We start from the raw sequence: 14,465 nt of genomic DNA, 5'->3' as shown, positions 1-14,465 counted from the left end.
CTAGGCAGTTATGTTTGGTAAAATTATCGTTGTATTGTAAAAAAAAGGGTGTGCACTTCAAAATGCACACCCTTTTTTATATTATCTCAGTAATCTATATTATTTAAGATTAGCCCATTTCTGATTAGCAAAATCCCATTCAAGGAGCTCACCAGAAGAACCTAATTTAGTAATAACAAGTTTACCGTTAGTTCCACTAATTGATGTAATATTATTGGTTACACCGACACCATTCTTTCCGTTTAATTGAGCTGTACCGGCTACTTGTATATAACCATTATTTATTGTCAATGTAGAACTTGCTTCCATACCAGAATAATCAAACTTGCTTACATTCAAGAATGTCTTAATGTTAGCACTATCACCACTACCGATTGTAACAGTGGTACCCTTCACATACAGCTCACCCATGCTGATACCATAAGAGGAATTGCAACCTATTAATTTTGCATTTTCCAAAGTCACTTTCTTGTTAGCAACAACAGCCTTGAAGTCATCGTGACGGTATTTGGTTACTTTGTTTTCTGTATATGATACACCGAACAGATTCGTGTTATTCAGATCTGACTTAATAGTAATATCTTTAATGGTATAACTATAGTCTACATCATCATCTGTATCAGGATCTGCTAATCCTTTAGCTAATGTTGTCCAGCCTGCTGCGTCTTTAATAGTATAAGTAATTGTTTCTTTACCATTATTATCACTATCAGCTGGCTCTAAGCCATTTGTTCCCATAAATGTTGCATCAAATACAACATTAACCTCTACTGATACTTTCTTATTAGGAGTAGGATCTGTCGGTTTTTGCTTGATAGGATTACCAGCAATTACTGTATAATTGGTGTTCGAACTAGTTACATATTGGAACGTACCCAAGTTAGTGATATTATTAGCATTCCAAGTCACATTGTCCACTGTTACAGTTGCACCATTAGCTACGTTAACGGTTGCACCCTTGATAAAGGTTACATCGTTGAAGTTAACCTCTTTGTTGAAGCTCAATGCACTTTCAGCTTCGAATGTTACATCAGAAGAACCTTCAATACCAGCGTTAGTGAATGTCACATTACCATTGATAGAAGCTTCTGTTACACCTGTAAACTTATGGTAAGTAGATACACGCGGAGTTGCATTGTTCCAGCCTTCAACAGATACAGTACCATTAATTGTCAGTTCTACAACAGAGTTGTTGTCACAGTTGTCGAAATCAATGGTACCACCTGTTACCAGCAGTTTAGTAACACCGACAGTTCTCTTGTTCTTAACAGAATTAAGATCACTTACTTTCACACCTTCGGCAGTCTCAAAGTAAATGGTACCACCGCTAACGCTACCAGTTACTTCGTCTTCGATATTCATCAGCTGGATAGTAGCATCAGCAGCATTGCTAGCAAAGTGGTTCTTCTTACCAGTCTTCACCCAACCCTTGGATTCACGGTCTGCATCCACTTTGTTGTTCAGGTTGTAGAATTCACCATCGTTTACTACCGTGCCATAGTTGTAAAGTTTAGTGTTGCTAGAAGTACCATTCAGCTTAGCGCTTTCTGCAATATTGATAGTACCGTAGTTATTCAACTCAACATATGTAGTTACGTCTTCGTTAATAGCCATTGTACCGATGTTTTCAATGGTCAAACCACCGTTTTTCAGCTTGTCAGCGATATCCTTGGTCAGTTCACGTTCACCATCCAATACAACAACTATGTCAGTCGCGTTCAGATCAAGAACATTCAAAACATCTGTCGGTACATCATTATCAACGAGAAGTTTAGCCTTGTTCTTATCAGATCCTGTATATTTGATAGCAAGTCTACCCTTATAGCTATCAGCAGTCAAAGCATCGTACATTTCTTTAGTGAAGCGTACATCTCTTTGCAACGTTGCAGTGTTCAGACGAGTATTTTCGGCATTCCAGTTGATGAAAGCCAACAGTTCATCCTCGTCTTGAATGTTCTTCGTAGAAGACTTCACTACAGAGTTGTTATCGAATTGGATGATCAGTTCGTTCTTTGTACCCGGTTTCAAAGAAGTGACAGCCTTATTCAGCAATACAGTATTGGGATCGAGTCCTGCTGCACCAACTTCCTCTTCTTTAGCTGTAGTCAAATCGATATTTGTAATTTGACCTTGAGTAGTGATGATATCCATTGTTAAATTTTCAGAACCCTCGATCTTTTCTAAAGTATTAACCATTACAGCAAAATGGATTTCACCACCATTAGGATTAACCTTTACTGGAGAAGTGAAAGATAATACTGCTTGCTTCTCATACTCAGGTGCAGCTGCGGCTGTAGATTCTGAATAACTGGGGTGTACAATTTGGCGTAAAGCATCGCCTTTATTGTAATCTGTTGCTCCAGATGCAATGTTATATACAAACTGCTTTCCAGCTACTGTATATACATCTTCTTCAGCATCAATCAAGTTAGCATAATTAAAGTTATTATCGTTCGTAATCCAGCTAACACTTTTGCCTGTTTCAAGATTATAAGCATTACCTGCTTTAATAGAACCATCTTCGTTAGTACCACCATACTGTGCATCAGTCGGATTTACAGTCAAAGCTGTAGCTACATTAGTACCACGGATAATGATTTTTTCTACATCTTTAGCTAATGTACCAATGTTACGCAGAGTAACTTTTACCGGAGCCAAAACTGGAGTCATAATTACGCTCTTTAACGCTTCTTTATTTCCGGTACCTGCCTTTACTTGTGCATAACCAATGAAATATTGGTTCTTAGAGATGGCTTCATTCATACTTTCAACACTACCACCGGTCTGAGTTTGACCATCAATATAGTGTACCAATTGACGTTCACCATTATATGTTTCATAAGGTGCAGCAAAGAAGTAGTTACCTTCTTGCAGTTTGGAAGGTGCTACCCATGCATTTTCAGTTGTACTCCATGAGAAAGGATAGTCTGTATGGATATAATTCACTAGTTTATAGTGTTCCAACCAAGTTTCTTTTTTCCAAGCCTCTGCAGTAGAGCCAAAAGGACGGTTACTAGAAGCTATTTCATCCATCAGGAATGCGCCGATTGAATCAGTGCTTTCCCAAGAATACTTAGTGCCATCATAATCGACACGAGTATTGGCATCTCCCTTTTGGAAATCCAATTTTACTTCAACGAGGGGACGTTGATCGCCACCAATCTCGGGTTGCCCGTTCATGGATTCGAAATCCTCGTTTGTACAAGCAGCAAATGCCAGAGGCAAAGCTGCCGCAAAAAACAAATGTTTTGTCTTCATAAATAAATATTAATTAATTAATAATGTTAAGAAATGCATTGTTGTTTTCACCATTCTTATTTTCCATGGTGATAATAGCATTATGCCTATTACATCACAATTTCAGGTCCATCTTCATTAGGACTTGCAGCAAACCCATTTTCAACTTCTACCTCCAGAACTTCCACTTCCGGAGCTACATAAAACTTTTCCATTTCCATAATTTTAGTTTTTAATTGTTAGTAAATAAATTAATGTTTATTAGTATTTCGTTCTCGTTTTTCGTTTAGTTGCTGTTGCATGTAGTGCGACATACCTTATTATAAAATTAAGTTTCTTTAGCGTATCGCACGCTGTATATTGTTAAGCCATGAAAATTATCGTAAGTCCTTTCTTCTTGTATCGAACCATTCCCTATATATAATAAGGTGTAAATTCCAACCTCTTTTTGCTGTTTGATTTATCTTCGGATTTATTCGTTTATATTATGCTAATTTCTTGTATTTCTGCATATTAGAATACCATACAACAGTGCATAATTCAGGCTGCAAAGTAACTAACTTATTTCCTAAATAGGTTTCGGGTGTATTCTATTGATAATCAATATATTAATTAAATGAGATAAATAGGTTGAAAAACCGGAAATTGAAGGATAAGACAGTTGAATATTATGTAAATGTCATGAAATCAATTAGTTAATAAATCTATGCTATGATAAAGAATTGAATCAAATAATAGTAAGCACTATTTTTTGACACCAATTCTGAGTAACATAATGTATTGATGCTATGTATATATGATATACAAGAAAGTAATAATTATAGCATATATGACACCACAAACAGACACTAGTACTTGAAAATGTGTAAGAAAATATAACTCAGAAGTTTTACTATACAATTCTTGGATTTCACTTAGTTCATTGCTCTTCCAATATGTCTTTACTTACTCTTCTTATTCTTTACATATCTTTACTTACTTTTATGTACTAGTGTCAATTTTCAGTGTCTTGAATATTGCAAATATTATTTTTCAATGTCTTATCAATACTCAATACCAATATGTTATTATATTTTTTACTAGTGTCAGAATATGGTGTCTGACCATTTCTTTAAAAAAGTCATTCTACTACAAAGTGGAGTATAATATATTGAATATAAGTAGATTATGATAAAACGATAAATCCTTTAGTTTTTCCTTTCCAAATTCAATATTGATCTTTATTGAATATATAACTTTGATAATCAAATAGATAGCATCGAAACCTATTTAGGAAATAAGTTAGTTACTTTGCAGCCTGAATTATGCGTTGTTGTATAATATGTTAATATGCAGAAATACAAGTAATTAGCATAATATAAACGAATAAATCCGAAGATAAATCAAACAGCAAAAAGAGGTTGGAATTTACACCTTATTATATATAGCGATTCAGAACGAAAAATAAAACGAAATACTAATAACACTTATTTTACTAACAATTAAAAACAATTAATTATGGAAATGGAAAAGTTTTATGTAGCTCCGGAAGTGGAAGTTCTGGAGGTAGCTATTGAAAAGGGCTTCGCAGGAAGTACTGTAGAAGGACCGGATTTCGGTGATGATGGTACAGGTGGTGTTGATCTGCCGTAAGGATGAAACATTTGCCTGAAAACTGATTAGTAATTAAAATCCAATAATTAATTAATTATTAAAATGAGAACAAAACATTTACTTTACACAGCTGCAATTGCAGCAATGTTTTCTGCTTGTACCAATGATGACTTCATGTTGGATACACCGCAGAATAATGTAGCTAACGAAGGAAGACCTACCGTTAGTGATGTAAGACTTAACTTCATCGGAGACGATGCAGAAACCCGTGTGGTATTTGGCAAGAACGGTTATGCCTGGGAAGCCAACGATACTATCGGCGCACTGTTGATGGATAATGTTAAGCAGACATCAGGAACATGGCTTGAGAAGTATAGCTTGCTTTCTAATATCCATACTTCTTATCCATTCACTTACAGTACTGCAGACGAAACTTGGGGATGCAATACCAAAATGCTTGAAGGTAACTACTTCTTCGCTTATCCTTGGGAAAACTACGACGGACGTCGTGAAGTAGTTCATTCTCTGTTGAACCAGCAACAGGAAGGTGTGGCTAGTAATGTTGTGGCACAGTCATATGCTGATAACCAATTCTTTATCGGTTATTCTCAAATCATGGCCGGTACACACAATACAGATGTGCTGAACGACGTCGAAATGGTTCCTGTTTTGGGTGCTATCCAATTACGTATCACTAATACTGGTACACAAACTTACCATATTAATAAAGTTGTTCTGAGTGGTAATGATAACATTGCTTCTGTATTAACTTTTGATCCGACAAAAGCTGTATATGGTAATAACGGAAAGTGGAATCTGACAACAGACAACACTTCATTCAATTACGCTAACTATACCGGTAATCAGGAAGATTTATATGCCGCTGGTGGAGATTATGTTTACAATATTGAAGAAGGTGACAATTACGACCGTATCGAAGCTTTACGTGCTGTAGTTAAAGAACATTCTACACTCAGCATTGAGAACTCAGCCCAGCTGACTATCAATGGTAGCAAGGAAGATAGAGCTTTGACCAAGGATAAGGTAGCATATGTATTGATCATGTGTAATCCTTTTGAAATTGGTGTTGACAAACTGAATCTCTCTATCTATACAGATGAAGGTATGGTAAGCGGTGTTGATTTGTCTAAAATCCATGCTGAATCTACCGGTTATTCTGTAGTTACAGATTCTAAGGTAGTGAAGATTGCTCCGAATGTAACAAATACTATTGGTATCCAGATTGATGATAACTCATTCGTGGTTCCTGAAGAAATGGAGATCTTCAATGCTTCCGACCTGTTACAGTATATCAAGTGGAATACGCAGATTGCTGGTGCACGTGATGTAAAAGCTGTATTGAAACAGGACGTTACCTTTACGAAGGAAATGCTTGATATGCTTCAGACTAATAGCAAGACTATTCTGGAAATTACCAATTATGATGGTACAAATTATTCTAATGTGAAGCTGACTCTTGCCAAGGATGTACCTGCTACAGTATTGGACGATGCACAGCTGACAATTGCAAACACAATTCCAGTTGTGGTTGAAGGTGAACTTGCATTGACAGAAAAATCTGACAAGGTAGCTTCTATCACTGTTGCCGAAGGTGCTAAGCTGACAATCAACGATGCCAAGGCTGTATTGCCGACTACCATTAAAAACAACGGTACACTGGAAATCGGTGAAAATGCAGCTATCGCAAAAGGTTCTACTGCTATTACTAACTATGCCGTAATCAACGTTGCTAAGGATGCAGATAGCAAGGCTGCTATCACCAACGAAGCTAATGCTGTGATCAACAACAACGGTTATATGCAGAATGTAACTAACGAAGAAGACGGACAGATTGTTATGGGTACAGGTGCAATCCTGATGGACGTAACAAACAGTGGTTTGATTCAGACTGCAGCCAATGCACAGGTAAGTGGTACAAATAACGGTGAAATCATTTACGTAAACGGTGCAAAGATTGTAGCTGGCGGTACTATCTCTTATGAAGTATCTGGAGCTACTATCAACGATGCTACAGTAAAAACTCTGACTGAGGCCAAAGTTAATAAGTTGGTTGTGAAGAAAGGCATCTCTGAAATCACTACATCACAAAGTGCGGGCGCTACTGTTAGCTTATTCAAGACAATTGTTGCCGAAGATGGTTCAAGCCTGAGCGTTGGTAACAAGGTTACTTTGAACGTTACAGACCTCGTTGTTGAAGGTGCAACTACATTGGATGGTGATATCACTGTTACGAATGTGGTAGTTAAGAAAGAAGGTGTGCTGACCAACAATGGTGACATCTATGCTTCTGCTAAATTCGAGAACAACGGTACAGTTAATAACAACGGAAGTGTAACACTGGCTTATGGTGTAAGTGTTACTGGTAACAATGGTACTTGGAAATATAATGAAGCCGTAAAAGAAGAAGCACCTCAAGTCCCTGATACTTCTAAGCAAGATACAATGAATGACGCTGTTGCTCAATGGGCTAATTATTGGGGTAGCTATTTAGCTTTAGGTACTTATTATAATGCTAATCCTTACGATGTGGACAAGTTTATTGCAACTGTAACAGCTTGGGCTGCTCTTCCAACAGACGAAGCTTATGTGAAGGCTGCTAAAGCTCTTGAAACAGTTTGGATTGCCAACACAGGTAAAACTTTTGCTGAAGTTCTGAAGTCAGGCAATAACGCTGTAAGTGAATTCACAACTGCTGTTGATGCTATTCTGAATGCCAATGTTGCTACTCTGAAAAAGACTATCATTGCTACTAACGGAGGTTTCCGAGGTGTTACTATATCTCAAGAAGCTACGCTTTTTGATACAGAGGCTAAAGCATACGATGATTTACGTAAAGTACTGGCTGGAGAAATGTCTTTGGATGCAAAGGTTGCAGCTGCTGCTTGGAAGCTTTCTGACTCTGAAATTGCTACTGCATTGAGCAAGTCTGCAGATGCTACTCCTTACGCATACATCTGGGTAGGCTGTAAGCTGGATGAAGTGATGACAGTTTATCGCAATGGCGAAGGTAGTTGGAATGCTACCCTTGGAACTTCTGATATACGAGAAGTTAAGAATATGGATACCCTCAAAGCATGGATGAAGGCTATTGCAACTACTACAAAAGAAAGCTTGTTGATCCAAAGTGCTCAGGAAGTAGTTAAGAAATATCTGACTGAGTACCAAAGCTGGCAATATACTGATGGTCAGATTGCAAACTGCGGTAATTAATTGAAATTCTACAATTAACTATTGCTATATAATAAAAGAGAGGGTATGTCACGAAGACGTACCCTCTCTTCATTTATAGGTAAAATGTTGATTACTTATTATAAGCCTGATCAGCTACAATAGCCTTAATAATCTTATCATCATATGTCCAAGACTTGCTTACAGAAAGCAGATTGTTGTCTGTGATAAACTTCTTAGCAGCATCCAGAATCAAGGTTGATTTAGTGCTAAGAGATACAGCATTAATCCAATTCTGTACTGTATTTAACGTCCAATTTTCAGCATTTCCATCAGTTGCATAACGTTGATTAAGCAATGACGACCAATCCTGTGTCAAAGCAATAGCATCTTCACTAAAGATTGTGTAGATAACATCAGTTACAAATACTTGGCTACATGCAGGAGCATAGTTGGTAGAAGATGTGCAGAGTGTAACTTTATCCAATGTATTAGCAACTGAAATTGTTCCATCTGCTACAGCAGCTTTAAAGTCATTCAATGCGGCAGTTTCTGCAGAAACATTACCTTCTTGTGTATAGATACGCTTACTACCATCTGTTACAGTCCATGTCAACCCTTTCACTACAGTTTGGAAAGCAGTTGCCTTTTCATTTTCAGCAACAACAGCTTTCACAGCATCTGTATAATAATCAAGAATGTCTGCTGTGGTTACTACCGCTTGATAATCATTGAATGCGTTAGTCAAAGCTACTTGTTCTGTAGTTGTTAAATTGGCCTCACGATATTGTCCGAACAGCTCTTTTGCAGTTGTCTCACCTTTCTTACCGTTCAACAAATCGTAATTCAAATTATTAACTGTCAGAACTTTCAGCGTGTTGACAACCGTATTCTGGGTGTAGTTCTTTTCCAGTTTCTTTCCGAACCTGTAATTGTAAAGATAATTAGTAAAGTCGATAAAAAATCTTCGGTCGAAATCATTGAACGATGTGATCGGCACCTTTCGCGTCCGATTATAGTCTTCCAGACGGGCTACGGCTGTCAGATAGGTATTCTTCGAACTCTCGTTGCCATGCTTTCCCCGACGGTTGATTTCGTTCATGTAGTCTTGGGCCAACCGACGGAGGTATTGCAACGGATGTTCGCTGGTGAACGACTCCGACCGCACTTCGTCTATCACCCGCCGCAGCACACTTTCCGTCAGATACTCGCCACAAGTAGCCAGGTGTTCGTCCGCGTCGCTCAGCGCCCGTTCCATCCGGTTGATCTGCCGGTTGATGTTTTCCAGCCCCAAGCGGTCGCGCTTAGTGATTCGTCCCTCGGTCACGCAGCGGTACGATTCCTTGTCCCAAAAGCGCGGCTTCACCCGCAATCCTGTATACATCCTGACTCTGCGTCTGTTCAATGTCATCACCAGCATGATCTGAGTCAGCTGATCTTTCTCTCTCATTTGCTTCAAATTGAAATGCACCTTCAATTCATCGCTACATTTCAGATACAAGAAGTTTTTCTTCATGGCATTTGAATTTAGAGTTAATATAATAAGGTATGCCTGCAGCTCAAAACCTGCTCCGTTAGAACCCGATTACAACTCAGGTCGCTAGTCCGGGAGACAGGCCGCCAGGCATAATCCAAAGACAAAGATAAATAGGCAAGTTTATTCGTTTGTACGTTTTTTAGTATTTAAGTTAAAGTAAGACAATTACTTATGGCTTCACAGACTTATGAACTCAAAAACCGAAGAACTCATCACGGTGTCATCATACAGAAAACATCTATCAGTGGAAGTGAAGATTTACCGACGTTTACAAGGTCGAAATAACCTTTCACCAGCCGAAAGCGTGAAACATTTTGCCCCGTTCACGGAGCCTTAAACCTTTCACAAAGAATAAACACATCTTCCATCGGTGAAGTTTCATCGTAAAGCACTTACCGTTAACCTGTTACGGTGAAAGATGTAAATCAGTCATTATTTGCTTTCACCTATAGTGAACCGTGCTTGAAGCCTTATCTTTCACCGTATCTATCTGTCATTCAGGTGACTTCTTCAGAGGTGAAGGCGTGAAGCCGAATTCGCACAAACCAATTCTAATGATTGCTTGTTCAGGTTATCTATCCGGACCATAAACAGATATTGCACTTCACCAGGTGGCACATTACGTCCGTCAAGTGGCACTTGGCGAACAAAAACATCTACATTAGACAGAAAAAGTAGGTAGTTAGCACGTCATAATGAAATACTGCTCTCTCCCCAAATCGCCGAATTACTAAAAATCGACATGGAGATTGCGGTCAATCGCCGGATTCAGCTCTCAAAGTCGATTCGGGTATCCATCCCCCTAAAGCCAGCATGACTCGTGAGCGACACAAGTGTGGCTCATGAGCCGTGCAAGTGTTGCTCGCGAGCCACACAAGTGTTGTTCCGCAACCATACAAGCGTTACCCGTATAAGAAATCTACTTAACAAATACCATATCTTGACAAGAAGAAAAAATCGGGTTACATTTGTGTTACAAAACTGGAAGAAGTCAGTAATCGGAATATTTGGGCGACAAAATGAAGGGTAAACCCAAAGAAATGAGTCAAAAAGACGAAGCAAAAAATGCACAAAATCCCGTTAGGAAGCTTTAGATACGCCTAAAACAGTCTTCACACAAAACATTTTTTAGACTTTCAAAAGAAAAAACCACAAAAATGTTTGTAGTTAATGAGAAAAGCCCTATCTTTGACCCTGAAAAAGCATAAATATTTTGACGAAAGATATAAGAAAGGAGTAAATAACAACCATGACAGGAGGAAGGTCGTTGAAAGAAACTAGTCCAGCAAGGTTGAAAAAGCTTAGGAAGAGTAATCTTGGAGGGCTTAAAAGTGACTTTAACTTTTCGATGAGTACAAAAAATACGAAATTTATTTTGTATTTAGGAAATAAGTTAGTTACTTTGCAGCCTGAATTATGCGCTATTGTATAGTATGTTAATATGCAGAAATACAGTAAGTTAGATGATTTTAGGCGAATGAATCCAAAAGTAAAATTGAACACCAAAATGGAGATATCAAAATTTACACCTTATTATATTATATAACTATTCGAAACGAAGAATAAACTGAAAGGCTCATAGCACTAATTTTACTAATAGCACTTATTTTATTAACTATTAACAATTAAAAAATTAAATTTATGGAAATGGAAAAGTTTTATGTAGCTCCGGATGTGGAAATTCTGGAGGTAGAAGTAGAGAAGGGGTTTGCTGCAAGCCCTGGTGATGGAAGTGATCCTGACTTCGGAGGTGGAGATCAAGAAGTTTGATGATTATTATTTGTAGACGAATAACTTTATTTTTAATTAATTAACTAAAACAAGAATGAAAACAGGTAGATTTTTATCAACTATGGCTATCACAGCATTATTGGCTGCTTGTTCTAATGAAGATTTTCTGAATGAACAGGCTCCGGTGGTGGTTGATGGCAACAGACCAACTGCTAAGGTTGCTTTGGCATTTGACGAAGCAAATACCCGTTTGGAGTATGACAAGGGGGGCGATGGTTGGCAATGGTATTTCGCTGATGGCGATAAGATTGGCGCTTTACTGATGGATACATGGGACGAAGTAGCAGACGGTATCGATCATTATACGTTTACAGATTATGTACACACTAACTATCCGTTTGTTCGTACTACAAAAGACGGTGTGACTACATGGAATACACCCGAAGATGCGGCAGTTTGCGAAGGTAACTATTTCTTCTACTTCCCTTACGATAAGAAGTTTACTCATCGCGGTCTTGTCGGATGGAGCGTAAATCCCGTACAGAAGAATTACGACCCTGCAACTGGCAAGTATTTCCAAATGCAGTCTATCAAAGACAACCAAAAATGGTTGGGCTATAAGTTTATTGAGGCAACAGACGAAGGCGTAAATAAAATTGGTTTCGATTTTGTACCTTTGTTCGCGACTCCTGCCTTCAAGATAGCCAATATGACTGGTATGAAACTGAAAGTTACTAGAATGGTAGTTCGTACCAATAGTAATCCGGATAATGATGGAATCGACTTGGATGGTACTTCTCATCTGATGGCTACAACAATGATGTTAGCGCCAAAAACTGCTAAATTTGACAAAGTCAATAAGTCATGGGAAAGTATGAATTTTACAGAACATACTCGTGACATGTGGTTGCGTGCTCAACGTTATATCGGTGTAGATGGTGCTACTCCAGAAGAAAAAATTGATCCGCGTAAAGCTGATGGAAGCTCTCTGCTTATAGATCCGTCTACTACAGTTCACGGATTGTCATCAGAATTCTGGAAAACAGACATGGAGATTGCCCCGACTTATGAGTATGAAGTTCAGTTTGGTAACGAATACATTGTAGAAGGTGGCGATTACGCAGTAGGCCGTATTGTAATGCCTGGTGGCGTTTATAACCACGATATGCCTGAAACTTTTGAAGTATTGATCTTTGTCGAAAAAGTAACTTCTGGTAACGGTAACGGAGAACAGATGGTAGCTCGCATCGATATGGGCAGACCTCAAACTCAAGGTGGCATTGATGGCTCAGTTTGGGATGACGTGGTTAGTGATGCTGCTCATAAGTTCCTGAAGCCTGGTGCAACACAAGTATTCCAAGCAAATCTTGATGCAGCTGCTCTGCAAAGCTATAGCATCAGTGACTTCAAGATTTCATCTACCGAAAGACTGGAATGGATATTGGCTCAGGCTAATAGCGAAACCGGCGTGAAGGATGTTACACTGAAAACTATTGGCAAACGTGTAGAATTGAGTAAAGCCGCTTATGACATGTTAAAAGCTAAACCTAACATTCGTTTGCATATCAATGGCTACATCACTTTGCCAGCAGGATTGCCAGCAAATGCTATCAACAAACTTTATTTCCACTATCCGATAGGCGATCCTACAAGTGCTAAGACTATCTTGAATATCGAAAGCAAGCAAGTGAAAGCAGAAGAAAAATTGGCGAACTATGTAGATCCAAGTAGTCCATATAAGTATAAAGTACTTGAAAATTGCGAAATTATCGTTGCCAAAGGTGGTGAACTTGACACTAAGACTAATGATATTACAATTAAGTCTAAGATAATGAATGCAGGTACAGTCAATGCTGCCGATGTTGAAGGCACTATTGAAAACAGTGGTGATTTCACAGCTGATAATGTAGACGGTCTTGTAAATAATACCGCTACTGGTAACTACACCGTTAAGCTTCTGCAAAAGCAAAAGGTAACTAACGCCGGAACTGCTACTATCGCAAATGCTGATGATGAGTTGTTGAACAATGGTACTATGACATTAACTGGTACATTATACAAGGAGAAAGTTACCAATAATGGTGTCATGAACATTAATGGTGATTCTGAGTTTGCATATGAGAATACAGCTATGACTGAAGGCGAGCAAGCGTTGAACAATCATGGAACATTGAACATCAATGCAAATGCTATAGCAACCGGTATGCAACGTCGCTTCTACAATGATGGAACCGTAATTATAGCTGAAGGCAAGACTGTTAACTTCTCGTATATTAGAAACTATCTTGGTGGTAAGATTACTGTAAAAGATAACGCCATCATGATAACGAAGCAGAATACACTTGGAGGTGTTGTAAATGAAATTGAATCTACCATTGAAAACGCCGGAACTATTCATAATGTCAATAACAATGGCTTTATCAAGGTTCTGGATGAAGTATCTGTTACTAATGTGACATCAGGTGAAGGTATTATCGACAATTCAGAAATGGGTGACGTTTCTTATAATAACGATCAGACTTGTCAATATATTGAAAACAATATCTCTGATATGACTTTGGAACAATTGAACGACAATGTGAAGAAAGCTGACGCTAATCAATTGATTATCAATGGCGGAACATTGAAGTTCGAAGATACATTCAGCTTGAATGGTGGTTCTATCACATGCGAAAATAGAGGCTACTTCGGTAAAGGTGTTGTATTGAATGGAGTTAATTTGGAAGGAACGATAGGCAAATATCTCATCCTTTACACAAGTACCTTGAGCATCGAAGGTGTAACTACAATCAATCACGGTGAATTGGCTGTATTGCAACAAAATACTACCAGCGCTACTGCTACAGTTAATGGAGAACTGAATGTTAGCAATTATGGAACATTCCGTGGAGGAAACAGTGCTAAATTGACATTGAATGTACCGGGTTATGTACACAACAGTGGTACGATCAAAAACATTCAGAACTACACTGATTGCTCAACTGCTGCTAATAATCACTGGACTGGTAATGCTGCTCAGAATTAAGTAGTTCTATAATTAATTAAAGAAGGTGAAGCTTTATGCTTCACCTTTTTTATTGTCAATAGAGAGGGGAAGGTGAACGAACGTATTATCTCATTGTAATACCATAAAGTATACAGCCAAATACAATCACCTTCTTATTAGAATAAGGTATTT

At 38.2% G+C, this 14,465-nt stretch carries 6 protein-coding genes; 4 read left to right on the top strand and 2 right to left on the bottom strand.

Going from position 1 to position 14,465, the window contains the following annotated elements; all coding sequences use genetic code 11:
- Positions 1-99: 99 nt before the first annotated feature.
- Positions 100-3,258: a hypothetical protein gene (locus BQ5591_RS18285; RefSeq protein WP_159434517.1), complete on the bottom strand. Its 3,159-nt coding sequence runs from the start codon at positions 3,256-3,258 to the stop codon at positions 100-102.
- Between the two features lie 1,476 nt (positions 3,259-4,734).
- Between BQ5591_RS18285 and BQ5591_RS22060 the strand changes: the two genes are divergently transcribed.
- Positions 4,735-4,869 (top strand): hypothetical protein, encoded by a 135-nt coding sequence (locus BQ5591_RS22060; protein ID WP_262483122.1) that lies wholly within the window; start codon positions 4,735-4,737, stop codon positions 4,867-4,869.
- A 63-nt stretch (positions 4,870-4,932) separates the two neighbouring features.
- The gene (locus BQ5591_RS18280) at positions 4,933-8,061 is read left to right on the top strand and encodes an autotransporter outer membrane beta-barrel domain-containing protein (RefSeq protein ID WP_159434516.1); all 3,129 of its coding nucleotides are present in this window, start codon (positions 4,933-4,935) and stop codon (positions 8,059-8,061) included.
- 91 nt (positions 8,062-8,152) lie between these two features.
- On the opposite strand, the gene BQ5591_RS18275 is transcribed toward BQ5591_RS18280, so the two are convergent.
- Positions 8,153-9,535, bottom strand: coding sequence for a phage integrase SAM-like domain-containing protein (locus BQ5591_RS18275; protein WP_083381030.1), 1,383 nt, complete (start codon positions 9,533-9,535; stop codon positions 8,153-8,155).
- A 1,662-nt stretch (positions 9,536-11,197) separates the two neighbouring features.
- On the opposite strand from BQ5591_RS18275, the gene BQ5591_RS22055 reads away from it, so the two are divergent.
- Entirely contained in the window at positions 11,198-11,326 is a 129-nt protein-coding gene (locus BQ5591_RS22055; RefSeq protein WP_262483121.1) for a hypothetical protein, read from the top strand.
- Between the two features lie 55 nt (positions 11,327-11,381).
- A complete protein-coding gene (locus tag BQ5591_RS18270; protein WP_159434515.1) occupies positions 11,382-14,312 on the top strand; it encodes a hypothetical protein in 2,931 nt (976 codons plus the stop codon).
- Positions 14,313-14,465: the final 153 nt, after the last annotated feature.

Origin of the sequence: Bacteroides ndongoniae (assembly GCF_900108345.1) — a bacterium.
Taxonomy (GTDB): domain Bacteria; phylum Bacteroidota; class Bacteroidia; order Bacteroidales; family Bacteroidaceae; genus Bacteroides; species Bacteroides ndongoniae.
This window is presented reverse-complemented; position numbering and strand designations above follow the sequence as displayed.